The following is a 24,782-nucleotide window of genomic DNA, read 5'->3' as shown; positions in this document are numbered from 1 at the left end:
AGCCGGCTCGAAGTCGAAGGTGCTTGGTGATTACGGGAGCATCGTCGAGGTGTACCCGGTGCCCTCCGTCTCAATCCCAATCGCGCTAAACGTCACGAGGACGAGTGCCATGCGGGTTCGCGTCATCGGGGCCTTCGCGCTCATCTGCCTGGGCGTTGTGACTGCGGCCATTTACTACCGGTGGCGGACCGCCGGCTACGAGGAGGTGCAGGCGGTCACCGAGCGTATTGCGGCGGCCTCAGCACGGCAGGACCGCGAGGCCCTGGTATCTGACCCCCTCCTTACGAACCACGCCGCCGCCGCTGACTTTCTCCTGCGGCACAGCGCGGAGCTCGGCACCGGTTACCGCGTGAAGGCGGTCCGAAACGGCGCAGATGGTTACCAACTTATGTCCGGCAATGTGACTCATTTGGGCCGTGTATCGACGGCCTCGGGTACGTTGCACCTGGGCTTCCGGTACGACCGTGAGAAGATGCAACTGGAGTTCGTCACTGCGTCATTCTCAACCCTCAGTTCGCCGATGGGGTGAGGGCGAGGGCGCCCCGGACAAGTGGCCCTGGCCTCGCGGGCATCTTCTTTAGTGGAACGCCCAGTTGCCGCAAGTGCTCGGCGAACGAGGCGATCGACCGAACCGACCGGTTGTTGAGCTTCCGTGCGGCCTCCGCGGCGGTGCTGCTCTCGTACCAGATGGTGATGAAGCGCTCGGCGTCGCGTTGTGCCAGACTCTTTGGTTGTGGCGTTGGTGCGAGCCGTTGGTGGATTCGTGCCGGAACCTCGAAAGAACGTAGAGCCCCTCTCTCCTGCTCAACGAGGGGTTCGTGTTCGGCCCCGCGCTCGCAGTGCGGTTCATCCGGCAGGTCCGGCAGTATGAGTCTAACGCGGTAGTGCGCGGCGAGTCGTTCTCGGAGTTCGTCGGCTGCTCCGGCCGTGCAGAGGCCCAACTCGCGGGCCTTCATCCGGAGGCTCAGGTACTCTTTCTTCGCCACCGACTCCTTCCGACGGCTTGTGTCGGGCAAAGAGCCGATGAGTTCGGCGGCAGCTTCGTCTTCTTCAGTACGGCGTCGGTGTTCCTCGCTGCGGATGCCACAGCCGGTCTGGTGACGGTGCGGACGTGACCACCCGTACGGAAAGGAGTCCGACGTGACCGAGCAACCCACCGCCGCCCCGCCGGACGGAGCGCCGGCCGAGTCCGGCACCGCGACGAGCACGCCTCCGCAACTGCTGCTGAAGATCCTGTTCCACGCCCTCCGGGTGAGCGACCCGCTCCTGAACGAGGCCGCCGCGGAGTTCCTCGTGCAGTTCGGCACCAAGCCGGTTCCGCGACTGGTGCAGGTCGCCGTCGACCGCAAGAACCGCCGGCCCCACCGCCTCCGCGCCCTGACGCTCATCGGCCGGATCGGCCAGCTGTCGTCCGCCGACGACTACCTGGGCCTGCACGCACTCCTGCTGGAAGACGACCCCGTTCTGCGGGACGTCGTGCACCGGGTGCTCCCGGCCCTCGGCATCCCGGCCGGGCGGCCGCAGCCAGCCCCTGCCGCGAAACCCGGTACGAGATCCAGGAAGAAGGCCGCCGGGTGACGGCCATCGACACCAACTACCGCCGGCGAGCCTCGGCTCGCCCTGCGTCAGCTCGAAGCTCATGAACGGCCAAAACGGCCAGCCGTGGCAAGGGAGTCGGCTGCCCCGGGTTGACCACTCTGGACGGTCGAAGTGGAGGTGAGCCAGCCCCCGTCCCGGGTGAGGGTTGAGTATCTCATCCCTGTGTACATGACGTGGGCGGTCGTAACCTGTTGGTGACGATTGGAGTTCTGCCCCGCACGGATGGACGGCCATGCTCTTCGGTGAGGTGTTCGATCGGTTCGCGGCCGAGTCCCCGGTCAGCGTCATGGCCCGAGCGGCGTTCGAGCACGCCCTTCCGGCTGAGGCCGTGGACGAGTTGTTCGCCGAGCACGCCGAGCGGCAGTACACCCGCGAGTTGCTCTTCTCCCAGTTGGTCGATCTGATGGGGTTGGTCGTCTGCCGCGTCCAGCCGTCGCTCAACGCCGCCATCCGCAAGCGGGCGACCGAACTCGGGGTGACCCGCAAGGCGGTGTACGCCAAGGTTGCCCGCACCGAGCCAGGTCTGGGGGCCGCCTTGGTGCGGCACACCGCCGCCCGACTCGGACCGGTCGTCGCGGCCCTCGGCCCGGCCGCCGAGGAGCCGGTGCCGGGGTACCGTGTGCGGGTCATCGACGGGAGCCACCTGCCGGGAACCGAGCACCGCCTCCGCCCGCTCCGGCGGACCCGGGCCGGAGCTCTGCCGGGTCAGGCGGTGGTACTGTTCGAGCCGGCGAGCGGGCTGGTCCTCGACGCCATCCCGTGCGAGGACGCCCACGCCCAGGAGCGGTCCCTCACCCCGGCCATCCTGGGGTGGGCCGAGCCGGCCACGGTGTGGGTCGGGGACCGCAACTTCTGCACCACCCGGCTGCTAGTCGGCACGGCCGGTCGGTGCGGGTGCTTCGTCGTCCGCCAGCACGGGCTCACCCCGACCGAACTCGGCGTCGGGGAGCGGACGGCCGCCGGGCGTACCGACACCGGGACCGTGTTCGAGGAGGCGGTGCGGGTGTCGGATGGGGCCGGCGGGGAGTTGACGGTCCGCCGGGTGACGGTGGCCCTCGACACGCCGACCCGGGACGGCGACCGGGAGATCCGCATCCTGACCAACCTGCCGGCGAGACCAACCTGCCGGCGAGCGTGCCGGCGGCTCGGGTGGCCGAACTGTACCGGGGGCGGTGGGGGATCGAGGCCGCGTTCGGCGAGTTGGCCGCGGCCTTGCACGGTGAGGTGGCCGGGCTCGGGTACCCTCGAGCGTCCCTGTTCGCGTTCGCCGTCGCCCTGTGCTCGTACAACGTGCTGGCCGGCATCAAGGCCGGCATCCGGGCGGCCCACGGGACGGCGGTCGAGCCCGGATGGCGAAGGTATTGATCGTGCTGGCCGGGCATGTGCGGCCGGCCGATTTCGTGACCAGCCCGCGGGGGCCGAAGAAGCCCCGGCCACCGCGGGACAGTGGAACCGGAACAGGTCACGTCGCCACGGCCCGACTGCTCAAGGCCGAAAAACCGTAGCGGTCATGTACACAGGGGTGGGTTGGGTATCTGTAGCCTCAGTGCCGCGGTTGCTGTCTCTGGCCTGTACCCCGCAACCGCGACCGCCGGGGCGTCACGCACCACTCTCCAGTCGTCGCCGCATCGCGTTCGTGACGGTGAGCAGTTCCCCGCGAACGACGATCTGGCCCCTCAGCCGAGTTGCCCGCAACTCAGGAGGTGCCGGATCAGGCACTTCGGGCACATCGGACCCACGTCGCTCCCGGCCTTACACTCCACTCAGTAGGGCTCGGGCAGTTCGCCCCGTGCGCGTCGCTCGAAGTGCGACGCGGCGACGCCGCCGGGCCGGGTGTTCCCGCCCGGGGGCTTCAACGCCCCGAGATCAGGCAGGTCGGCCGGATAGCCCATCAGTCGCCGGAAGAGTTCCGGGTCGTGTCTCGCCGCCAGGGCGACGATGCCGATCCACAGGCAGCGGAACTCGGTGTACTCCGCGTCGTCGAGGCCGAGGACGCGGATCAGTCGCCGGGCCTCCGGCGTGTCGCCTTCGATCGCCCCGTCCTCCGCCACACGCACGTCGTCGCGCAAGAGCACCTCGCACGGGTCGGGCAGCGCGTGGGCCGCCTTCCCCGCGTTGCAACTCGCGCACACGTAGACGAGGTTGTCGTAGTCGGTGGCGACGTCGGGGCGGACGGCTACGGGGACGAAGTGATCGACCGCGAACGTGCCCTTCACCAGCCCCCACTGCTCCCGCCGCGGGCAGTACACGCACCGGGACGCAAACTCGTCCCGGAGCCACGGCCGGTAGCCGTCGTGGTCGGCGTACCCCCGCGGCGGCGGACGTGCGGCAGGGCCGGGTAGGCGAACGGGGGTGTCATGCGGTCGGGCCGCCGGCCGCCTTCGCCAGCAGCTCCCGGTGCAAGCGCCGGGCGTCGTCGAGCGGGAGCGGGGCCACCTTCCGCCGGTGCCAGAGCATCGCCGCCTGGAGGGCCTGCAACTCCGCGGCCTCGCCGCCGGTGATCGTCCCGGCGATCTCCCGGTCGATGAGTTCGCACCGGCGGGCGTCCTTCGCCGCGTCCCAGTCGTCGGCGGCTTCACCCGTCGCCAAGATCGGCAGCACGTGCGCGATGGGCCTTCCCCCGAGTTCCAGCGCGGCCCCGCCCGGGGTGAGCGCGAAGGACAGGACGAAGTTCTTGACCGCCTCGTCGCAGTCATCGAGGTTGACGTGCTTCATGGCCCCGGCCTGTCGTTCCGACGGTGGTTGCTTGCTCGCCATGGCGCCTGGACCGACATTCCTCGCGCGGCGTGCGTTCCACACCGCCGGGGCGTTCGGAGGGTCGCTACGCGATGAGGACGGCCTCCACCGCGTCGTACCAGCTCACCACCTGCTCGACGATCCCGTCGAGCAACTCGTCGGTCAGGGGCGCGCAGTTCGCCTGATCGTGGTGGACGAGCTTCGGCCCGGCGTCGGTCACGCGGGGCTCGGCCAGCCACGAGAAGAACGCCTGCTCGTCCCGCATGGTGAAGAAGAACAGGCACACCGGGTAGGTGAACTTCCGCATCCCCTGGAACTGTCCTATCGTCGGCCCAAGCACCTTGTTCGCGTGCTCGGCCGTCACGGGGGAGGACACGCCGCGCAGGAGGACGCCGAACGCGAGCCGCATCGGCTTGTCCTCGCGCTCGACGTACACGTGGTAGTCCAGGCCGGTGCTCTGCTTGGTCTCGGCGACGGCCAGGTCGTCGCGGCGGGTCAGGACGACGGTCGCCAGCGCCCGCACCCGGTCGGCGATGAACAGCTCCTTCGACTCGTTCGTCACGACAGCACCTCAGTTCGTGAACTGGGACGCGGCCCGCGTCATGTCGCGGCCGTGCCAGAACTCCCGCACCTCGTCCCACAGCAGCTTCAGCGTGTCGCAGGTGAGTTCGTGCCCGGTGGTGATCGACGGGATGGCCTCGCGCATCTCGCCGTGTACGGAGACGACGAACGCCCGCTCGTCCTTCTCGTACACCCCGACCACATACGTCGGGGCTGGGAATGCTGCCAACCGCCGCACGTCGGTGTCGGACACATCGACCCGCAGCCGCGGCGGGGTCTGGGTCGTCGTGTATGCCTTCCGCGTGCTCTTCACCTGCACGAAGAAGAACGGCGTCTTCTCCCCGGCGTCGACCAACTCGACCAGGAAGTCGAACGCCGGGCACTTCTCCCCCAGGTAGTGGGGCCAGAAGTACGGCAGGTCGTCGGCCCGGCAGATCCGCGTGAGCCGGGGGAAGGCGATCGCCTCGCCCCGCCCGCCGACGAAGTCCGACTTGCCCATCTGCGGATCGGCTCCTCACCAGGCACGGCCACGAACGCCGTCATTCTACCAGACGGGTCGGCGTGCGCGCTGCCGAACTCCGGGCGGCGCAAGAGCGGGATGTCCCGCTTCGGGTTGCTGTTGCCGTTTGCCGATGGAGGTCGCGTACTGGATTTCGGTGCGCGGTACTGCGAAAACCTGCTACGAATCGCATCGGACTGCTCGCCTTGCCTCGGCGGGCTCAGTGCGATAAAGTGCATGTATTCCAAGGCGTTTCAGGTAGATCGGCACGACGGATCGGGGCAGTGCTGTGCACAACTGAGTTCAGGGATCCTCGTTGGGCTTGTGGGCTTGTCGACGCCGTTGGACGGAGGTGTGTGCCCCCTTCTGTTTCGCGGCGTGCGGGTGGGCACGGGGCGCCTTGTTGCGTGTCTTGTCCCAGCCCGGCTTCCACATCGTGCCCAATAACTGATCCAACAACGTTCCCACACTCTCTGCCGTCTGATCCGTCGGGATCAGGGACACGATCATCGACACCTCGACCAACTCCTTGAGCGCGGCCAACTGACGATGCCAGTCCGTGCAGAACTGCGCCGTCGAGAGGTCGTCGATGGTCACCTTCCGCTTCGCAACCACATAGCCCTGGAGGACCTGCACCACGTTCGCGAGGACGAAACACATCGACGCCTGAAACACGGTCGCCTCCGGTGTCGAACCGATGAACCGACCCAGGGCGAAGATCGCCGTCACCTTTTGGAACGTGCCTTCGATGGTCCACCGGATGCGGTACAGGTCCAACAGATCGGTCGCCGGGTATGGGGCCGAATCGAGCAGGTCCGTGAGGATTGTAATCGCTTCGCCCACCGGGCGCGCGACGGTGATCCGCCGGACGTACCGGCGGAGCTTGTCCTTGGGCTTCCCGGCCCACCCCCATTCTTCGACCACGGCTCGTTGGGATGGGTCCGCGGTCGTGACCGCGGGGCGCTTCGGGTCGGGTTCGAACGACAGGGTCCGCGCGTACCGCACCACGAAATGACCATTGTCCTTGGTGAACTCGGCGAAGTGCTTCGACGCACAGAACAACCGATCCCCGACCACCAGTTTCGCCGGACCGCCTCGGGCGTGCACTCGGGGCATCAAATCGGGGATCAGTTTGGCCTCGTTGGTTTCGCCATCGAGATCGGCCGCCATGTCGAGCACCAACCCGTCACGGGGCCGGTACGCCACGAGCAGTTTTCCGCCCAAGAGCTTGCCCGGTGTGCCCCGCGTGTCGACGAGTCGCTTGGCCACCTTCTTGAGACTCTTGCCGTCGAGGATCAGAACCTCCAGGCGGTCGAAGGAGGTCGGAAGGCGGTGCGCGACGACCTCGGGGAACAGGGCGGTGAACCGGTCGGTGACGTCCCGCAGGAACGCTTCGCTCAGGCCCCGGGGGATGCGCCGGAGCTTGCCGTAGAACGCTTCGTGGCACCCGTCGTCGGGTTGCCGGTGGCGTCGCAGGTGGGCCTGCCGCCCCGAGCCCTGGTGTTCGATGAGCGCATCGAAGATCCAGGTGACCAGTTGGGCGAAGGTCACGACGTCCTCATAGCCGCGTCCCCGATGTCGCTCGTAGAGGTCCGCGAGGACCGGGTCGGGAACGCCATAGGCGAAGAGTGCGAGCGACGCGTGGGCCAGTGGCAGGCCCTCCAGGACCTGGCGCGCGAAGTCCGTGGGCGCGTGCGGTTGGGAGCGTGGGACGCGCTGATGAGGTGGCAGAATCACGGTGACCTCCATGTCCCGGGTCGCGGACCCCGCACCACCCCGCGTCCCACGACCACTCGGTTAACCCCAATTTCGTCGCAGTGAAAACCCTAAATCAGCAATCCGCAATCAGTTATACAAATCCAAGATGTGCATAGCACTGGGATCGGGGTGCTTCGGGACCAAGAGGTCGTAGGTTCAAATCCTATCAGCCCGACTTGTTGATACGCGAGACCCTCGCTGACAGTAATTGTCAGCGAGGGTTTTTCGTTGACAGCCATTAAATCCTGTTCAAGATAAGCAGAATTACTTGTCAGCAATTGGTTTGATTCAAATGCGCTAATTTATATTCAAGACTCTTATCTGAAAGAGTTTATGTCTATTCGTTCCTTATCGTGAACAGGGTCTATTGTCTACACTCCCGATCTGGATCGCTGAGGACGTGCACGGCCAGGGCAAACGCACTCAATCCCCTAGGAATCGCTGGATTCTAGCTAATTTTGAGGCGTGTGATCGAGCGGCCATCGCTCGCCTCCTGCGCATGTGCGGCCCCGCCTCCATATGATTCTGGCGCGCCCTCACCGCCTCGGAGTCTGCCGATGAGTGCCGCCCCCGGCCCACGCCCGTTAATCGAGTACCTGTCCCAGATCCCGGATCCGCGGGTCGAGTTGAAGTGCTTCCACGACTTGATTGATGTACTCATGATCGTGACCTGTGGGACGATCGTCGGGGCCGATGACTTCGTGTCGATCGCCGAGTTCGCGCGGGCCAAGGAGTCCTGGTTCCGGGACCGGCTGGGGCTGACGCTGCGCAACGGGATTCCGTCCCACGACACCCTCAACCGGGTGTTCGCGCTGGTCCGCCCGGAGGCGTTCGGGCGGTGCTTCCGGGCGTGGGTCGCGGACGCCGCCGAGGGCCTCCGGGTGCCCCACATCCCGATCGACGGGAAGACCATGCGGGGGTCCAAGCGGGTCACCGGCACGGGGGCTCGCAAGGCCACACACATCGTCAGCGCATGGGCTCAGCAGTTGGGCCTCACGTTGGCCCAGGTGAAGACCGACGAGAAGTCCAACGAGATCACCGCGATCCCGGAACTGCTGGAGCGGCTGGACCTCGCGGGGGCCCTGGTGAGCATCGACGCGATGGGCACCCAGAAGGACATCGCCCAGCAGATCGTGGCCGCCAAGGGGGACTACCTGCTGGCGGTCAAGGACAACCAGCCGCGGCTGCTCGAGGACATCCAGCGGTTGGCCGAGGGGGCCCTAGAGGCGAGCTACGCGGGCCGCTCGACCGACCTCAACGAAGGAACGGGCCACGGGCGCGAGGAGATGCGGTTCTGCTTCGTGATCGACGACCTGGAGTCGATCCGGGACCGGAATGTGTGGCCCCGGTTGCGGTCCGTCGTGGTGCTCGTCAGCAGCCGCACGGTCGCCGGTAGGACGAGCGACGAGGTGCGGTATTACATCAGCTCGCGGAAGGCATCGGCCAAGCGGTTCCAAACGTGGATCCGGGCTCATTGGTGCATCGAGAATTCATGCCATTGGGTGCTGGATGTCGCGTTCCGAGAAGACGACCACCGACTCCGTGAAGGGCACGGCCCGCAGAATATGGCCCTCGTGCGCAAGATCGCCTTGGCGATGTTGAAGAAGGCAAACGCCAAATGTGGGATCAAGAACCGGCGACTCAAGGCCGGATGGGATAATACCTACCTCGAACAGGTACTACTGAAAAATCCCGAGGATTGAGTGCGTTTGCCCTGCGTGCACGGCCCGTTAGATCTCGAAGCCACTTACGAAGAAACGTGCCGCGCACTGCGAATCGCCTGAGCGATGTATCGTGTCTGACGTGTCCGTTGTCGCCCCGAAGAAGTTGATCGAAGTTGCCCTCCCGCTGGACGCCATTAATGCTGCCTCCACGGGAGAAGTCGGTCCGCCACCTGCACTACACCTCCTATGTGCACTGCGGCCGCTCGCCCCAGCGCGTGCGGTCATCTTCGCACAACCGGTCAACGGCCCCAAAGACCTGTGGCGTGCCAAGAACCCTCGCACGGAGCCCAGTCGCAGCAAAATGGTAGGGTCACGCAGACCCGCGGGTAACATCTTCCGGACCACCGGAATGGTGCTCGTCGGCCTGCATGCGCGTCAACAACGCTCGGATCTCGGCAGTCGTCCCTGGAATTGGATGTCGCACTCGGTCAGGCAGTGCGCCCGCCGTTCGGCACCAGTGATGGCGGCATCTTCTCGCCACACTGCAGGTCGATTAATACCGCTTGCAAGGATTTGTGTACCGGCGTATACTGCCAAAAAGACCGGGTAAACCCGGCTTTGGTAGGCAAATTTGGCCGGTCGGGTACCATGCCGGTATGCTCCGCGAAGTATCCGTCCAAAATCTGGCCCTGATCGAAGACGTGCGGGTCGAACTGCACGCAGGGTTCTGCGCGTGGACCGGCGAGACCGGGGCCGGCAAGTCGCTGCTGCTCGGCGCCCTTGGGTTGCTCCTCGGCGAGCGCGGCAGCGCCGACCTGATCCGCACCGGGGCGGACGAGTTGCGCGTAACTGGGCGGTTCGAGCTGACCCGCCCCGAGCAGCGCGAGGCCGCGTCCCAGGCCCTCCAAACGGCCGTCGAAGAGGACGACCTCATCCTCACCCGCCGGCTCTCACGATCGGGCCGCAGTTCGGCCCTCGTGAACGACGTGCCCGTCGCCGTTTCGACCCTGCGGCGGATCGGCGAAATGCTGGTGGACGTTCACGGCCAGCGCGAGAGCTACTCGCTCCTCCAGCCCGCGTACCAGCTCGAACTGCTTGACGCGTTCGGCCGCCTCACCGACCTGCGCAAGAAGTACCTCGAGAAAGCGGAGAAGGTGCGCGAGCTGCGGTCGCAGTTCAAGAACCTGGCCGACGCGCGGGCGGCGCGCCAGCGCGAGCTGGCGCTGGTCCGGTTCGAGCGCGAAGACCTCAACGCCGCAAAGCTCACGCCGGGCGAGCTGCCGGCCCTCGTGAAAGAGCGCGAGCGGCTCGTTCACGCGCAGAGCCTCGCCCAGTTCACGAGCGGGGTCGCGGCCCGCCTCGTGGACAACGACGGGGCCGTTTCGGAAGTGGTGAGCCGCCTGATTAAAGAGGCGCACAAATGGGCGTCGTTCGACCCGAAGCTCGCGGAGGTGAGCGAGCGGCTCAACGCCCTGCGCCCGGAGATCGACGACCTCGCCGACACGTGCCGCGACCTCGCCGAGCGTTTCGAGGCCGACCCCGAGCGGCTGGGCGAGGTCGAAAAACGCATCGGACTGCTGAAGAAGCTCCAAACCCGCTACGGCAAGACGCCCGACGAGCTCCTCGCGTACCGCGACACCCTCGACGAAAAGGAAGCGGAACTTCAGGAGCAGGAAGACAACCTGAGCGGAATTGACGGCCACCTCCGCGCCGCCTACGCCGAAATGCGCGACGCCGCCAACGTCCTGAGTAAGGGACGGGCCAAGGTGGCGAAGAAGCTCGCGGGGGACGCACAAAAGCACCTCGCCGACCTCGGCATGCCCAAGGCCAAGCTCGACGCCGTCATTGAACTCATCAACCTGCCGGACGACCCGATGGCGGGCGACATCCCGGCGTTCGGCATCGATCAACTGGAACTGATCCTGATGGCGAACCCGGGCGAACCGGCCCGGCCGCTCCGGAAGGTGGCCAGCGGCGGTGAGCTGTCGCGCACCATGCTGGCGCTCAAAACGGTGCTGGCGGCGCACGACCCGGTGCGCACGCTGGTGGTGTTCGACGAGATCGACTCGAACGTCGGCGGCCGGCTCGGGGACATGCTCGGCCAGAAGCTCTCGACGCTGGGCCAGTCGCACCAGGTGCTGTGCGTGACACACTTGCCGCAAGTGGCGAGCTACGCCGGGTACCAGTGGACCATCCGTAAGGAGTCCACCACGAAGCGCACCGCCACCACGATCACCCCGTTGCTGACCGATGAATCCCGGGTGGAAGAGCTGGCGATCATGCTGCGGGGCGAGTCGCGCAGCGAAACGACCCGCAAGGAGGCGGCGGAGATGCTCAACGCGGCCAAGCTCTTGCGGGCAGGGTGAGAGGCGGGAAGAGATTGGCCGCAAAGACGACAGGAAGCAGAAGAGGTTTGGCCACAAAAAAGCACAAAGGGCACAAAAGAAAACCAATACAGAAGAGGGAGTTTAAAAGCACTTCTCTTTGTCTTCGGTTTTCTTTTGTGCCCTTTGTGCTTTTTTGTGGCCAAACCTCTTCTGCCTCTGTTGCTGATGCTCTTCAGCTTCTCGGCCTTACTCCGGCACGGTCAGCACTTTGATCTTCGGTTCGCCGTCGCACATCGGCACGACCGTCGCGAGAAGCGTTTGCGTGTGCTTCTCCTTCATGTGCGCTTCGATCCCGGGAATGCCCTTGAAGCTCTCGTACATGATGTACGTGGTCGGGTCTTCCGTATCGCGGTTCAGAACATAAGCCACGCACCCCGCCTCTTTGCGCGTGGCGGCCAGGCACGGAACGAACGCCTCTTCGAACTTCTTCTCGTTCCCGGCCTTGACCTTGAAGGTCACCAGGATCGCAAACGTCTTCTTCTCGTCCTTCAGCTTCGACTTGAGCATCTTCACGATGGGAAGCTCTTCGTCGGCCGCGTTCGTGCGGGTGCCGGCAGCGAGAAGAAGCGTAAAGGGGGCCGCAAACATCAAGGCGCGCAGCATGGGTAAAATCCTCCGTGTCAGAGAACCGGGCGCCGCTATCGAACCACACCGCGGCTCGCATTGCACGCCGAAAAACTGCGGTTGCGAGGGGCCGGCGGTTCGGAGACAATTCCTCCCCACAAGCTGGGAAGGGATTTCCGGATGCGCCGACTGAACATCGCCGTTCTCGACGAAGAACTACCGTTCCCGCTCACGTCCGGGAAACGGATCCGAACCTTCAACCTGCTCGCACGGCTCGCCCCACGCCACAACGTGACGGTGCTGTGCCACCGCAACCCCGACCGCGACGAGGCGCTGGCCGCGGAAGAAGCGTTCCGCGACGCGGGCATCGAAACCGTCGTCGTGGACCGCGCGGTCCCGTCGAAGTCCGGCCCGGGGTTCTACGCGCGGCTCGCGGGCAACTTGCTCTCCCCCCTGCCCTACTCCGTCAGCACGCACACCTCGCCCGCGCTCGCGGAAGCGGCCCGCGCGTTCGACGCGGAGCGAGACGTTGACGTGTGGCACTGCGAGTGGACCCCGTACGCCCAGGTGCTGCGCGCCGCCCTCGGCCCGAAGATGGAATCGGCCCGGTGGACCGTGATGGCCCACAACGTCGAATCGCTCATCTGGCGGCGGTACGCCGAAACCGCCGAGAACCCGATGAAGCGGTGGTACATCCGCCAGCAGTTGCGGAAGTTCGAGCGGTTCGAGCGGTGGGCCTACGCCGCCGCCACGACCGCCGTCGCGGTCAGCCGCGAGGACGCCGCACTCATGCGCGCGGAGTTCGGCGGTAGGCGGGTGCGGGTGGTGGAGAACGGCGTCGATGTCGCGTACTTCCGACCGCAGCGCGACGTCGAGCGCACCCCGGCACAGATGCTCTTCATGGGGAGCCTCGACTGGCGCCCCAACCAGGACGCCGCGGCCCAGTTGCTCACACACATCCTGCCGGCGGTCCGGGCGGAAGTGCCGCACGCGACGGCCGTTCTCGTGGGCCGGCGCCCGCCCGAATGGCTCCGGGCGCTGGCGGCCGACACGCCCGGGGCGGAACTGCACGCGGACGTTCCCGACGTGCGGCCCTTCCTCGCCCGGTGCGAGTTCCTCACCGTCCCGCTGCGGATCGGCGGGGGGTCGCGGCTCAAAATCCTCGAGGCGCTGGCCGCGGGCACGCCCGTCGTCAGCACCCGCGTCGGAGCGGAGGGGTTGGAACTCGAACCGAATCGCGACCTGCTCGTCGCGGAAACGCCAGAAGGAATGGTGAACGCGACGCTTGCCGCGATCCGCGCCGGTGACCAACTCCAGGACACCGCCGAGAGCGGTCGGCAGCGGGTGCTGGCGCGTTACTCGTGGGATTTGCTCGCCGAGCGGCTGGACGATGTCTGGACTTCGGCCGTCCGCCAGCCCGCCTACGTTGGGTCATAAGCCGCGATTTCATAAGAATCTGCCTGCCGATCCGAACGCCCGCGATTGTAACATTTCGATTCCGCACAACGCCCATACGGCCTCACTCGTCTAAATGGTGACATTCAACCCGCCCCGGACTTCGGGGCGCGTCGCGTTAATCTCCGTTCTCAAAGGAAGCTCCCATGTCTAAGGCGAAATGGCTGCTGTGGGCGGCGCCGGTGGCGGGCGCGGTGGGGCTGGGCGTGTGCGTGGACCAGTGGCTCAGCGCCGCCGGCGAGGCGAAGCAGGACTTGAAGCCGGCGGTGACGCTGCCGATCAGCCGGGTGGTGCTGTTCAACAGCGGGGTCGGGTACTTCTCGCGATCCGGCGAGGTGGAGGGTGACGCGCGGGTGGACCTGACGTTCCCGGAAGGGGACGTGAACGACCTGCTCAAGAGCATGGTGCTGGAGGACTTCAGCACCACCGGGCGGGTGAGCGCGGTGAGCTACGACAGCCGGGAGCCGATCGCCCGCACCCTGTCCAGCTTCGCCATCAACCTGACCGGGAGCCCGACGCTGGCGGGGATCCTGGGGCAGTTGCGCGGTGAGCGGGTGGAGGTGGCGGTGAGCGCCACCGCGGCGAACCAGCCGGGCAAGCTGTCCGGCACCATCGTGGGGATCGAGAAGCAGCGGGTGCCGGCGGGCACCCAGGTGCTCGACGCCGAGGTGCTGAACCTGTGGTGCGCGGAGGGGCTGCGGGCGGTGAAGCTGGGGGACGTGCAGACGCTGCGGTTCAGCAACCCGGTGATCGAGTCCGAGTTCCGCCGGGCGCTGGACGTGCTGGCGCTGTCGCACGACAGCCAGAAGAAGGCGGTGAGCCTGCACTTCGCGGGGGACGGGCGGCGGCGGGTGCAGGTGGGGTACGTGACCGAGGCCCCGATCTGGAAGACCAGCTACCGGCTCTTGCTGGACGCGGGCAACAAGGAGAAGCCGTACCTGCAGGGCTGGGCCATGGTGGAGAACCCGACCGACGAGGACTGGGCCGGGGTCAAGATGGCGCTCGTGTCGGGGCGCCCCATCAGCTTCAAGATGGACCTGTACAACCCGCTGTACGTCAACCGCCCCACCGTCGAGCCCGAGCTGTTCGCCTCGCTCCGGCCCGTTACGTACTCCGGCGGGTTCAAGGATAGCAACGGCCTCGCGTACAACGGCCCCGCGGATGCCAAGGCTGCCAAGCCGATGATCGCAGCCGCTCCGGCGGCCCCGCCCGGTTCCGGCGGGTTCGGTGGCGGTGGGTTCGGTGGTCCGGGCGGTGGACCTGAAAGCCGAATGCGACTGGCCGACACCGACGAAAAACGAGATGCCGCCGACCGCAAGCGATACGCCAACGACTTCGGCCGCGAACTCGCGAGCAAAATGAACCAGGGAGTGGTGGGCAACGCGGCCACGTCGGGCGCGCTGGGGGACTTCTTCCAGTACACGATCGACCACCCGGTGACGCTGCCGCGGCAGAAGAGCGCGCTGCTGCCGATCGTGGGCAAGGAGGTGGAGGGCGCGCGGGTGAGCATCTACAACCCGGCGGTGCAGGCCAAGCACCCGCTCCTGGGGCTGCGGTTCAAGAACACGTCGGGGGCGCACCTGAACCAGGGGCCGGTGACGGTGTTCGAGGGGAGCGTGTACGCGGGCGACACCCGGGTGCTGGACGTGCAGCCGAACGAGGAGCGGCTGGTGTCCTACGCCATCGACCTGGGCACCGAGGTGGACCCCACGGCCGGGGCCGGCAAGCAGCAGATCACCCGCGTCAAGGCGGTCAAGGGGATCGTCCACACGGTCACCCAGGTGACCGAGGAGAAGACGTACCGGATCGCCAACCGCAGCGCCACCGACCGCACCGTGCTGATCGAGCACCCGAACCGCACGGCCCAGCAGGTGAAGCTGGTGGACACCCCCAAGCCGGTCGACGACACCCCCGAGGTGCTCCGGTTCCAGGCCCCCGTGGCCGCCGGGCGGACGACCACGTTCACCGTCAAGGAGCAGCGCGACGTTGCCACCACCATCGCGCTGAGCAACGGGGCCGAGGACCAGATCCGGTACTTCTTGAGCCTCAACGAGGCCACCCCGGCGCTCAAGAAGAAGCTGGCCGAGGCGCTGCAGATCAAGGACGGGTGGGACGGGGCGGCGCGGGAGCTGCGGCAGGTGCAGGAGGAGTTGCGGCGGCTCACCGCGGACCAGGACCGGATTCGCAAGAACCTGCGCGAGACCCCGCGGGAGGCCGAGGTGTACGCCACGTACCTGAAGAAGCTGTCCGACCAGGAGAAGGAGATCGACGCGCTGACCGCCAAGGAGAAGCAGCACACCGCCGCCGAGTTCGCCGCCCGCAAGAAGTACGAGGACTACCTCGCCAACATCTCCGACTGACCGAGATGCGCGAATTTGTGTCGTTCGAGTTGTGGTTTTCAATGTGGCCCGCTCGCTCCGCGAGCGGTGCTCCTGGCTTGGTTACCGATGCCCGTCCTCAGCCGAGCCCGATTCAAGTGCCGGTGGACGAGCGGACCGTACCAAGAACCAGTGGTAAAGTGGGTGACTGGTAGTGACTTCCTTTCGGCCGATGCGGACCTCGTTTTATGAAGGCGAGTCTTGACGGGATCGACAGGATAAAAACAGATTATCTTGAAATCCTGTTTATCCTGTCGATCCCGTCAAAACTCGCCTTACTCCCTCCATCGAAACTCTATGCCACATTGCCCCGCCTCGGTCAGACCGCGCCCCGAGCCGGGCTGTTCCGCCGCGCGTTTTAAAAGTCCCAGCCACGCGCCCCAAAAACTACTCGTACAAAAACTCGAACCGTCGCAACAGGTACGTGACCACCGCGCGCCACGCCCGCACCGTGTACTGCGGGTCGTCGGCCAGCGCCCCGCCCTGTCGGCACCCGTAAGCCTCGCGCTTCTCGACACCCTTCGCGGCCTTTGCGTCGGAAACGACCGCCGCGAACAGCTTGAACGTGCGGCTCACTTCACTCGAATCGACGGCGTCGTCTCGGCCCAGGACGCGCCGGTGCAGGTACGCGATCGCGTGACGGATCTGCTGATCGCCTTCGGCCGACGCGCCCGGAACCACCCCGGGCTCGATCCCGGGGAACAGCACCCGCTCTTTCGCGGGGCGGGCGAAGTCGCGGGCCACGTTCTTGCACGCCACGTCGTTCGACATGATGCGCTGGATCGCGCCCATCGCCCCGCTCGGGTCCGCCGGACGGTCCGTCGTTTCCTTGGAGTCGATCGCACCGTATAGTGACGCGATTTCACCTTCGAGCCGGCTCCAGCGCGTGCCGAACACGGCGGCGATTTTTCGTTCGAGTTGCTCAGGCGTTAGCATTCGCACCACACCCACATCGTCCAGTTCGGTCCGGCGAGTCGGGTCCTTGGCAACAGTCGCGAGCCCGTCGGCCCGGTAGAAGTCCGATGCGATCCACTCCTTGAACGCCACTTTGAGGTTAAAGCCGCTCTTCGCGAGCTGCGCCGCGATCCGCTCCACCTCCTTGCGCTGCGTGAGGTACGCCCGCACGCGGGCCGGGTACAGCGGGTCTTCGATGTCCTTCGGTGCCAGAAGCGCCCGGCGCCCCGTCAGGACGTAGTACACGTGTTCCGTCATCGTGACCGCGAACCGCGGGTCCTTCGCGGTCCGCTCGCCGAGCCACTGAAGCGCCCGCCAGCGCTCGGGCGCGGGGAGGTCTTCGCCCTCGAACCCGGCGCCGAACATGTCCGTGAACCAGCCGCCCTTGCGCTTCCCGTACACGCCCCGTTCGGCGAACCGCCAGTAGTCCTGAAACAGCCCCGCGACCGGGTCCAACGTCTTGTGGCACACCGCGCACTCGGGCGCCTGCATCGTCGGCACCGCGAACTTCGTTTGCGCGGTCGCGGCGTCCGAGACGCGCGCCGCCAGTTCCAGCACATCCACCCCGAGGAAGTGCTGGTAGTACATCCTGGCCCGGAGGCGGTTGCGGTTGGTTTCAGTCGTGGGGTACCGGGCGAGGTACTGGAAGGTACTGAGCAGCCCGGCGTGCGGGTAATAGCCCGTCGCGGAGTCCTGGTTCTCGGCCTTGCTGCGCCCCACAAGCGCGTTCAACTTCACCGGCACGAACTCGAACGGGTCGTTGGGGTTCTTGAACTGCCCCTTGAGTTGCTCGAAGACCCCGTAGCCGCGCGCCGAGTACGGCGACACAATGATGTAATCGGCCGTCACAACTTCCGTAAACGGTCGGTTGTTACGGACGATGTACTCGACCAGTCGCATCGGCTCTTCGAGCAGCGACTTGCGGTAGTCGGCGGCCAGTTTGTAGCCCGCCTTGCGGCGCTCGGCCTCGTCCTTGATGTGGCCGAGATCGAACTTCTGATACCACAGTCGCGTCTTCTCGAAGTGCTCGTAAGAGAGGACCGACTGGTCCGGATTTCCGTCAACACCGGCCGTCAGGAATACGTCGTTGAAACCTTCGCGAAGCCGCAGATAGAACGCCTCTTCCTTCATCAGCGCGTCCAGAACCGCAGGCAGCGCTTTGCGGCCGTCTTTTGCGACCGCGGCGAGTTCCGCATCGGTCGGGAGGCGGCCCGCCAGTTGCAACGTGACGCGCCGGAGCAACCGGGCGTCGTCCAACATCACGACCCCCTCGAAGAACGGCGGCGCCTTGGGATCGAGGGCGAGTTCCGCGCCCTTCGGGTTGTTCACCCGGCGCACGAAGGCGCTCAGCACGCGGTACTCGGCCGAGTCGGCGGTAACGATTTCGCCGCCGCCGTGGTCGAGCTTCCCGAGCGGTTTCAGCAGTAGCCGCGACTGGCCCTTGGCGTCCTTCTCGGTCGTGGCCGCGAACCTGGCGAAGGCGTCACGGTTGTGCCGCAGCGCCTCATCTTGTGCGGCGCCTTCGGCTTTCCGAGGGTCTTTGAGTACGAACTTGCTGTCCGCCGCATCACCGCCAGGTTTGTGACACGTGAGGCACTTGCCCGCCCCGACCTTGGCCCACACCTCGTCCCGGAAGTACGAATCGGGTTCTGCCGCGCACGCGGCGCCGGTGTAAGGCTTTTTTTCGTCGGCGCAGATGGACGCGTAACCGAAGGCGGTCACGACAAGAGCGAGCAGACAGGCGCGGAGAGACATGGGATCGGCTCTCGGAGCGGGAACGGGCGCCGGGCCGTTCAATCGTAACCGACACGTCGGCACGACCGCAACGCGGGTCCGCTCGCGACGGAGACGATCGTTCTCTGTGCGGATCTCGTGCGAAGAGGTATTTTAACCGAAGCGGCCCGGCCGGTGAGGCGCTTCACAAGGGTTTGACGTGCAGATCGATCTGTCGGAAGTGGTGCGTATGGTAACGGCCGGCGCACTGGTCGCGGCCGGCGCGGTGCCGGTCGGTTTGGTGGCATACGCGTTCCGCCCCCGAAGCGAAGCGCTCCTCCCGCGCTGGAAACCCTTTCCGGTCCCGTGGAGCGGGTTCGAGGTGACCGTCATATTCCTGGCGATCGTCTTCGTAATACCGCCCACAGCTCTTCAGTTGCTCGACAGCGGCGGGTTCTTCCAGTTCGTGTACGGAGACGGGTTCCCGCCACTCAGGGCGAAGGATCTGCCGGCCGAACAGAAGGCCGAAGCGTGGACGCTGCGCGGGTTGTGGGCAGGCCTGTTCGCCCTCCCAATCGTTCTCGGGCTCCTTGCACTCGTGCGTTACTCGCTCCACGCGCGCTGGCGCCCCGCTGCCAACGGAAGCGTACCGAGCAAAATCACGCTGGCGGTCGCCGCGTGGCTCCTGGTCACCCCCGCCGTGCTGTTGTTGAACGCGGTCGTGAACGCGGTCGCGGTTTCCATCGGCGTGCCCCCCGAAACGCACTCGCTGACCAAACTGGGAGAGCGTCCGCCGCTCGATCAGATTCTGCTCGCGCTGGGGGCGTGTGTGGTCGCGCCGCTGAGCGAGGAGGTGCTGTTCCGCGGGATCATACTGTGGTGGGGCATGGGCCGAATCCGCTTCCCGGGGCTGGGCGTGAAGCCGGTGACGGGAATCCGCCCCTGGCTCGTGATCCTCGTGGCCGGGCTGGTCACCGCGGCCGGACCGGGCGGGGAATCGCTTGGCGGGAAGTGGCAGGCGGTGACGTTCGCGGCGGTGCTGGTGGTGGGGTTGGCCGTGCTGTACCGGGTCAAACGGACCGGGATACGGCGGGCGGGCGCGGTGTACGCAACGGCCGCGTTTTTCGCACTGGTCCACCCGACATGGCCCAACCCGATCGCGCTGTTCGCGCTCGGGCTGGCGCTCGGCTACCTCGCCGCCCGCACCAACGGGCTGCTCGTGCCGGTACTCGTCCACTCGCTGTTTAACGCGGTGTCCGTGGTGTACGTACTCCGCGGGTAAGCCCACGAGTAGCCGGGAAACCGATCCGGCCGACGGTGTCCGTTTTGATTCCTGTCTTTGTTGCACAGACATTCCACTCTGTGCAACAAGAGACAGATGCAACCAATCAGCGGATCGTGAATCAGGCGGCCCGGCGCGTCTCAACCGTCGGTTGCGGGAGCCCGAGCACCTTTCGGTACACGCCATACGTTACCCGCGCGCACTTTTCCCAGGTGAACGTGGCCGCGTGCGCGAGACCGCGGCGCCGGTAGTAGCTCAGGAACTCGCGGTCGTCCGCGATCCGCAACAGCGCGTCCCGCCACCCGTCCAGATTGCAGGGGTCGAGCGTGAGGGCGTTCGAGCCGACCACCTCGCGCACCGCGTCGGCCGTCGAGGTGACGGCGGCCGTCCCGCACGCCATCGCCTCCACCGGCGGCATCCCGAACCCCTCGTAAAAGGTCGGGTACAGCAGCGCCTCGGCCCCGGCGTACAGCGCCGGGAGGTCGGAATCCGGGACGTAGCCCAGGTGAATCGCCCCGCGCGGCTTCGCCTCCGAGTGGAACAGTTCGCGCTCGGCCTCCGCCTTCCACCCCCACCCGCCGGCCAGCACTAAAGGGCACGCGGCCCGAACCGGCGCGGGCAGATCGCTGAACGCCCGCAACAGAGTCGCGATGTTCTTCCGCGGCTCGATCGTGCCGACGTATAGAGTGTACCGCGGCGGCAACCCGTACTTCGCCCGGAGCGCGGCAACCGCTTCCGGCGTCTGCGGCCGGAACTGCGGCCCGACCCCGCACAGCATCGCCGTCACCCGGTCCGGCGACAGCCCCAGGTAGCGCTGCGCCTCCGCGCGAACCGCCTCGGTCCCGACCAGGACGTGGTTGGCGAGTTCGAGCCCGCGGGCGAACGCCTTCTCGTGCGCCTTCACCCGCTCCGCGGGGTGCCACTCCGGGTGCAACAGCACCGAGAGGTCGAAGACCGTAACGACCAGCGGCAGGCCGGTCTGGAAGGGGACGAAGTTGGGCTCGTGGTACAGGTCGAACCGGCCGGTTCGGGCGGCCCACTGAAAGTGGGTCGCGTAGCCCAATTTCGCCGCCGCGCCGGCGGTCCGCTTGGCGAACTGCTTGAGCGCGCTGGGTTCGCGGGCCGCGCCCCCCGGGGCGCCCCCGTCGGTGCGGAAGAAGCGCCCCGCGGCGCGCGAGACGCCGGCCCCGGGGTACAGCCAGAAGTTGTCCGCGGGGAACGTCGCGACCAGTGCGGCGTGCAGGTTCGCCGCCGCGTGCGCGATGCCGGTCTTCGGCTTGAGAGTCGTTACCCCGTTAAAGAGGACGCGCACACAAAACCCTCTGAGTTACGCGGCCTGGAGTTCTTCTTGCAGCACGCCGGCATTGGCCGCCGACGCCGCAATGTACTGCTCCACAACCACCCCCGGCGCCCCTTCGGCCCGGATCTGCCCGTGCTCCATCCAGATCACCCGAGTACACATGTCCAGAATCGCGTTGAGGTCGTGCGCCACGATCACCATCAGGCGCGAGGACTTCATCAGCTCCTTCATCCGCGCCTTGGCCTTGTTCTGGAACGCCAGGTCGCCGACCGCGAGCACCTCGTCGATCAGCAGCACCTCGGGCTCGATGGCCGTGGCGATGGAGAACGCCAGCCGCATCTGCATCCCGGCCGAGTAGTTCCGCACCGCGATGTTGAGGAAGTCCCCGAGTTCCGAGAACTCGGCGATCTGGTCCACCTTGTCGCGGACGCTGGTCGGGGTCTCGCCCTGGAGGTACGCGCGGTAGAGGATGTTGTCCCACCCGCTGGCCTCGAACTCGAACCCGAGGGTGATGTCGAACAACGAGCAGATCTTCCCCTCGACCTCGCGGGTGCCGCCCGTGGGGGGGTACACCCCGGCGAGCGTCTTGAGCAGCGTGGACTTGCCGGCCCCGTTGTGCCCGATCACGCCGATCCGGTCGCCGTCGCGGGCCGACAGGTTGATGCCTTCCAGCGCCCGCACCCGCAGGGCCGGGTTCCGGGAGCCGAAGAACAGTCCGCGGACGAGGTATTCCTTGAAGCTGACCCGCTTCTGCTGGTGCGCGGTGAACGTGACCGACACGTTCTCGAGTTCGATCTTCGCCATGGCGGCAGGTCTCAGGAGTCAGAGGGCAGAGCCACAGAGGTAAGAGAACAGAGCCGCAGCGGGGCGGCCCCGGCGTCCCGGTCCCCGGCCCCGACTTACAGGTGGAAAATCACCTTCTTCTGGAGCCAGCTCACGATGCCGACGGCCAGCGCCACCAGCACCGTGGTGAACGCCAGCGCCGCCAGGTACGCGCCGCCCCACTGGGCCAGTTGCGCCCCGGTCGGCACGCCGATCAGCAGCGGATCGCGGATCAGCGTCAGAAACATGTTCACCGGGTTGATGTCCGCGAGCCAGCCCAGCCCGCGGTCGTCCAGTACGCTGCGCCGGTACATGATCGGCGTGAGGTAGAACCCGATCTGCGCGCCCACCTCGAGCAGGTGCGCCACGTCGTGGAAGAACGCGGTGAGGAACGCGCCGATGGTGGCGACCGCCCACGCGGCGACGACCGCCAGGAGCAGCCCGGGGACCGCCAGCAGCACCCCCACCAGCACGCCCGCGTCCTGCTTCCAGACGGCCACCAGCGCCACCACCACCGTGAGCGCCAGGCACGCGTGCGTGACCTGCCCCAGGACGGTGCGGAGCGTGTAAATCGTGTACGGCATGGGGCTCTGCCGGATGTACGACTCGTTCAGCAGGAACGCCTTGCTGCCGAGCGTCGCGGCCTCCCGCAGGAACGCCCACACGGCCAGCCCCGCCAGCGCGTACGCGGCGTAGCCCACCGGGTCCCCGCCCCCGAACAGTTGGCTGAACACCACCGTGAACACCGCCGTCATGGCCAGCGGGTGCAGCAGCGACCAGCCGATGCCGAGCACCGACCGGCGGTAGCGGAGGCGCAGGTCCAGCTTCACCAGCGCGAGCAGGAAATGACGTGCGGTCCAGATGGCGGACAGGTGGCGGAACATCCGTGCTCCCACAGGCAACCGGTCGCGGCGGGCGAGGCGTATTGGGCGCGCCCGACCCGCTCGGGCTGGAGAGATTAGCGACCCCGCCCGCCCCCCGCTAGGCCAACTTCCCGGCACAGCCCACGCGACCGCTACAGGCTAACGCGACCGGTCACCTTTTCCCCGGCTCACGCGGCGAGTAAAGTGGCGCGGTTGTACGGGGCGTTCTAGCTGTATGGGTGGGCGAGACACTCGCGGTTGTGCCCGGAAGGGGTCTGGGATGCGGAAAGACGAATTTAACGACGTGGCCGAGGGCGACTGCGTTCAGGTGCTGAACACCTTACCCGCCGGGTGCGCGGACCTGGTGTTCGCCGACCCGCCGTTCAACATCGGCTACCAGTACGACGTGTACGACGACAAGCGGGCGAAGGCCGACTACCTCACCTGGACCGAAAAGTGGCTCGCCGCCGCGGTCCGGGTGCTGGCGCCGCACGGGTCGCTGTTCCTGGCCATTGGCGACGAGTTCGTGGCCGAGCACAAGGTGCGACTCGACGCGCTCGGACTCACCATGCGGAACTGGGTGGTGTGGCACTACACGTTCGGCGTGAACTGCTCGAAGAAGTTCAACCGGAGCCACGCACACATTCTGTATTACGTGCGCGACCCGAAGAACCATCAGTTCTTTCCGGACGAGGTGCGGGTGCCCTCCGCGCGCATGACCACTTACGCGGACAAGCGGGCGAACCCGGTCGGTAAGCTGCCGGACGACACCTGGGTGCTGCGGCCGCAGGAGTCCGACGCGCACTTCGCGCCGGACAGCGACACGTGGCACGTCCCGCGGATCTGCGGCACCTTCCACGAGCGGAACGAGGCCGGCCACAAGTGCCAGATGCCGGAGGCGGTGCTGGACCGCGTCATCCGGGTGGCATCGAAACCGGGTGACCTGGTGCTGGACCCTTTTGCGGGCAGTGGCACCACGCTGGCGGTCGCGAAGAAGTTGGGCCGCCGGTACTTCGGGGTGGAGCTGTCCGAACAGTACGCGGACGGCGTGCGGAAGCGGTTGCAGATGATCGAGTTCGGAGAGGCGTGTGCGCCGGCCCGCCCGGTCCCGGCTGTGGCGCCGGTGCGGAAGCGCCAGCCGTTGAAGCGGTAAGGAGTCAGGAATCGCCCGAGCGCTCGGACAGGAATTTTGCTGGCTGTAAGCGCCACCCGCCTGCTGACACAGGCGGGTTGGTGTGCGTTTACTGATCTTCGGGCGGCTTCGTGCCGCTGGCGGGCTTCACCTCGCCGGGCGCGACCGGTTTCGCCCGGTTCGCGTCGCTGTTCGGCCGCGGCACCTCGGTCCCGGGTTTGGGCTGTGCCCCTTCCAGCCGGGCCAGTTTCTCGCGGCAGTCCTGGAGCCCCTTCTGAAGCTCCTTAAGCGCCTCGTCCACCTGCTTGTGCTGCGAATCGCGCAGCGCCTTCCGCTCCAGGTCGGACAGCTTGTTCCGCTCCACGTCGGTGCTCAGCTTTTGCAGGTTGTCGTGTACGATTTTCAGGTCCGCGAGGGCGGTAGTGAGTTTTTCCTTGAGCGACTCCATCGCCGCGACGTCTTTTTTGACCCCCTCGACCAGTATCACGCGCTCTTTGAGCACCTCCAGCGCCGCCGCGTCCTTCTTCATGGCGTCCGCGTGGGCCGCCACTTCCTTACGCATGGCATCAAGGGCGGCGATGGTGTCGCGCTTCGACCCGTCCACCGTGGCGGTGTTGGTGTTCACCTTTTCCTTAACGCCCTCCAGTTCGACCTTGATCGTGTCGATGGCCCGCATCCGCTCGTACTGGGCCGTCGTGCGGGTGTTGAACTCGTCTTTTTTCACGAGTTCGGCCCGCGCCTCGCGCTCGCGACTCACTTCCCCGCGCAGCTCGATGATACTGGACGACGTGTTGTTGTAGAGCGTGACCGCGACCAGCGCCACGATGCTCAGGATGGTGCCGCCGAACACCCGCCAGAACACCGAGATGTGCTCCTCGTCCTTCTTGGGCGGCGCCTTGTCGCTGCTGGAGTCGGCCGCGGACCGGGTGGTCTCGTAGGCGGCCAGTTCGCCGGTCTGTTCAAGCGACTCGTCCGTCTGAACGCCGCGCTTGGTGCTCATCGCATCCCTTCCTTGGTTACTTCGGCGGCACGAGAGGGCCTGCCGCGTGTGCCAGAATGTGGACCGGCCGGTATAGCCGAGGTCCCCCCGCTTCGCAACCCGACCTCCGCCACCA

Annotated in this window: 24 protein-coding genes and 1 pseudogene; 11 read left to right on the top strand and 14 right to left on the bottom strand. The window is 66.6% G+C overall.

The genetic code is table 11. The features are described 5' to 3' along the window. Positions 1-19: 19 nt before the first annotated feature. The gene (locus GobsT_RS12000; protein ID WP_148087709.1) at positions 20-529 is read left to right on the top strand and encodes a hypothetical protein; all 510 of its coding nucleotides are present in this window, start codon (positions 20-22) and stop codon (positions 527-529) included. Here GobsT_RS12000 and GobsT_RS11995 read toward each other — a convergent pair. Beyond that, positions 510-986, bottom strand: coding sequence for a hypothetical protein (locus tag GobsT_RS11995; RefSeq protein ID WP_148087708.1), 477 nt, complete (start codon positions 984-986; stop codon positions 510-512). The two genes, GobsT_RS12000 and GobsT_RS11995, sit on opposite strands and share 20 nt — an antisense overlap. A 154-nt stretch (positions 987-1,140) precedes the next feature. Between GobsT_RS11995 and GobsT_RS11990 the strand changes: the two genes are divergently transcribed. Further along, entirely contained in the window at positions 1,141-1,578 is a 438-nt protein-coding gene (locus tag GobsT_RS11990) for a hypothetical protein (RefSeq protein ID WP_010043087.1), read from the top strand. A gap of 175 nt (positions 1,579-1,753) precedes the next feature. Here GobsT_RS11990 and GobsT_RS11985 read toward each other — a convergent pair whose 3' ends face one another. Beyond that, positions 1,754-2,260 (bottom strand): hypothetical protein, encoded by a 507-nt coding sequence (locus GobsT_RS11985; RefSeq protein ID WP_157506806.1) that lies wholly within the window; start codon positions 2,258-2,260, stop codon positions 1,754-1,756. 44 nt (positions 2,261-2,304) lie between these two features. Beyond that, positions 2,305-2,694, bottom strand: a complete 390-nt coding sequence (locus tag GobsT_RS11980; RefSeq protein ID WP_148087706.1) for a hypothetical protein — start codon at positions 2,692-2,694, stop codon at positions 2,305-2,307. A gap of 54 nt (positions 2,695-2,748) precedes the next feature. Between GobsT_RS11980 and GobsT_RS11975 the strand changes: the two genes are divergently transcribed. Both GobsT_RS11975 and GobsT_RS37715 read left to right on the top strand, forming a co-directional pair. Next, positions 2,749-2,964: a hypothetical protein gene (locus GobsT_RS11975; protein WP_010043093.1), complete on the top strand. Its 216-nt coding sequence runs from the start codon at positions 2,749-2,751 to the stop codon at positions 2,962-2,964. Continuing rightward, entirely contained in the window at positions 2,949-3,104 is a 156-nt protein-coding gene (locus GobsT_RS37715; protein WP_168217252.1) for a hypothetical protein, read from the top strand. Before GobsT_RS11975 ends, GobsT_RS37715 begins: the two co-directional genes overlap by 16 nt. 258 nt (positions 3,105-3,362) lie before the next feature. Here the strand turns inward: GobsT_RS37715 and GobsT_RS37710 are convergent, their stop codons facing one another. The 5 genes from GobsT_RS37710 to GobsT_RS11955 all read right to left on the bottom strand — a co-directional run bounded on the left by GobsT_RS37710 (position 3,363) and on the right by GobsT_RS11955 (position 7,132). Next, complete coding sequence (locus GobsT_RS37710; protein ID WP_010043099.1) at positions 3,363-3,848, bottom strand: HNH endonuclease; 486 nt, start codon at positions 3,846-3,848, stop codon at positions 3,363-3,365. Between the two features lie 106 nt (positions 3,849-3,954). After that, positions 3,955-4,356 (bottom strand): hypothetical protein, encoded by a 402-nt coding sequence (locus tag GobsT_RS37705; RefSeq protein ID WP_010043102.1) that lies wholly within the window; start codon positions 4,354-4,356, stop codon positions 3,955-3,957. A gap of 64 nt (positions 4,357-4,420) precedes the next feature. Next, positions 4,421-4,897 (bottom strand): hypothetical protein, encoded by a 477-nt coding sequence (locus GobsT_RS11965; protein ID WP_010043105.1) that lies wholly within the window; start codon positions 4,895-4,897, stop codon positions 4,421-4,423. A 9-nt stretch (positions 4,898-4,906) separates the two neighbouring features. Continuing rightward, positions 4,907-5,395: a DUF4365 domain-containing protein gene (locus tag GobsT_RS11960; protein WP_010043107.1), complete on the bottom strand. Its 489-nt coding sequence runs from the start codon at positions 5,393-5,395 to the stop codon at positions 4,907-4,909. Positions 5,396-5,698: 303 nt separating this feature from the next. Then, positions 5,699-7,132, bottom strand: coding sequence for a transposase (locus tag GobsT_RS11955; protein WP_162097345.1), 1,434 nt, complete (start codon positions 7,130-7,132; stop codon positions 5,699-5,701). A 578-nt stretch (positions 7,133-7,710) separates the two neighbouring features. On the opposite strand from GobsT_RS11955, the gene GobsT_RS11950 reads away from it, so the two are divergent. The 3 genes and pseudogenes from GobsT_RS11950 (at position 7,711) to recN (ending at position 11,183) form a co-directional block, all read left to right on the top strand. After that, on the top strand, positions 7,711-8,856 hold the full coding sequence (locus GobsT_RS11950; protein WP_010033957.1) for an ISAs1-like element ISGob5 family transposase: 1,146 nt from the start codon (positions 7,711-7,713) through the stop codon (positions 8,854-8,856). Between the two features lie 88 nt (positions 8,857-8,944). Continuing rightward, positions 8,945-9,166: pseudogene (locus tag GobsT_RS41010) on the top strand (DUF1156 domain-containing protein); the annotation flags it as partial. Between the two features lie 307 nt (positions 9,167-9,473). Then, positions 9,474-11,183, top strand: a complete 1,710-nt coding sequence (gene recN / locus GobsT_RS11940; protein ID WP_010043115.1) for a DNA repair protein RecN — start codon at positions 9,474-9,476, stop codon at positions 11,181-11,183. 207 nt (positions 11,184-11,390) lie between these two features. Here the strand turns inward: recN and GobsT_RS11935 are convergent, their stop codons facing one another. Beyond that, complete coding sequence (locus GobsT_RS11935) at positions 11,391-11,807, bottom strand: putative quinol monooxygenase (RefSeq protein ID WP_010050889.1); 417 nt, start codon at positions 11,805-11,807, stop codon at positions 11,391-11,393. A 141-nt stretch (positions 11,808-11,948) separates the two neighbouring features. Between GobsT_RS11935 and GobsT_RS11930 the strand changes: the two genes are divergently transcribed. Further along, the gene (locus GobsT_RS11930) at positions 11,949-13,205 is read left to right on the top strand and encodes a glycosyltransferase family 4 protein (RefSeq protein WP_010050892.1); all 1,257 of its coding nucleotides are present in this window, start codon (positions 11,949-11,951) and stop codon (positions 13,203-13,205) included. A gap of 164 nt (positions 13,206-13,369) precedes the next feature. Then, the gene (locus GobsT_RS11925) at positions 13,370-15,583 is read left to right on the top strand and encodes a DUF4139 domain-containing protein (RefSeq protein WP_010050895.1); all 2,214 of its coding nucleotides are present in this window, start codon (positions 13,370-13,372) and stop codon (positions 15,581-15,583) included. Positions 15,584-15,988: 405 nt separating this feature from the next. Here GobsT_RS11925 and GobsT_RS11920 read toward each other — a convergent pair whose 3' ends face one another. Next, the gene (locus GobsT_RS11920; RefSeq protein WP_109571134.1) at positions 15,989-18,310 is read right to left on the bottom strand and encodes a hypothetical protein; all 2,322 of its coding nucleotides are present in this window, start codon (positions 18,308-18,310) and stop codon (positions 15,989-15,991) included. Positions 18,311-18,488: 178 nt separating this feature from the next. On the opposite strand from GobsT_RS11920, the gene GobsT_RS11915 reads away from it, so the two are divergent. Continuing rightward, complete coding sequence (locus tag GobsT_RS11915) at positions 18,489-19,550, top strand: CPBP family intramembrane glutamic endopeptidase (RefSeq protein WP_148087705.1); 1,062 nt, start codon at positions 18,489-18,491, stop codon at positions 19,548-19,550. A 121-nt stretch (positions 19,551-19,671) separates the two neighbouring features. Here the strand turns inward: GobsT_RS11915 and GobsT_RS11910 are convergent, their stop codons facing one another. From GobsT_RS11910 to GobsT_RS11900, 3 genes are all read right to left on the bottom strand, one after another. Then, positions 19,672-20,862 carry a glycosyltransferase family 4 protein gene (locus tag GobsT_RS11910; protein ID WP_010046340.1) on the bottom strand — a complete coding sequence of 397 codons (1,191 nt, stop codon included), beginning with the start codon at positions 20,860-20,862 and terminating at the stop codon, positions 19,672-19,674. A 15-nt stretch (positions 20,863-20,877) separates the two neighbouring features. Next, positions 20,878-21,654: an ABC transporter ATP-binding protein gene (locus GobsT_RS11905; RefSeq protein WP_010046338.1), complete on the bottom strand. Its 777-nt coding sequence runs from the start codon at positions 21,652-21,654 to the stop codon at positions 20,878-20,880. Positions 21,655-21,749: 95 nt separating this feature from the next. Continuing rightward, the gene (locus GobsT_RS11900; RefSeq protein ID WP_010046336.1) at positions 21,750-22,556 is read right to left on the bottom strand and encodes an ABC transporter permease; all 807 of its coding nucleotides are present in this window, start codon (positions 22,554-22,556) and stop codon (positions 21,750-21,752) included. A gap of 259 nt (positions 22,557-22,815) precedes the next feature. Here GobsT_RS11900 and GobsT_RS11895 point away from each other — a divergent pair, with 259 nt between their 5' ends. Further along, complete coding sequence (locus GobsT_RS11895; protein ID WP_010046334.1) at positions 22,816-23,688, top strand: DNA-methyltransferase; 873 nt, start codon at positions 22,816-22,818, stop codon at positions 23,686-23,688. An 88-nt stretch (positions 23,689-23,776) separates the two neighbouring features. Here the strand turns inward: GobsT_RS11895 and GobsT_RS37700 are convergent, their stop codons facing one another. Then, on the bottom strand, positions 23,777-24,667 hold the full coding sequence (locus tag GobsT_RS37700; RefSeq protein ID WP_010046332.1) for a hypothetical protein: 891 nt from the start codon (positions 24,665-24,667) through the stop codon (positions 23,777-23,779). Positions 24,668-24,782: the final 115 nt, after the last annotated feature.

It is taken from the genome of Gemmata obscuriglobus (assembly GCF_008065095.1).
Taxonomy (GTDB): Bacteria; Planctomycetota; Planctomycetia; order Gemmatales; family Gemmataceae; genus Gemmata; species Gemmata obscuriglobus.
This window is presented reverse-complemented; position numbering and strand designations above follow the sequence as displayed.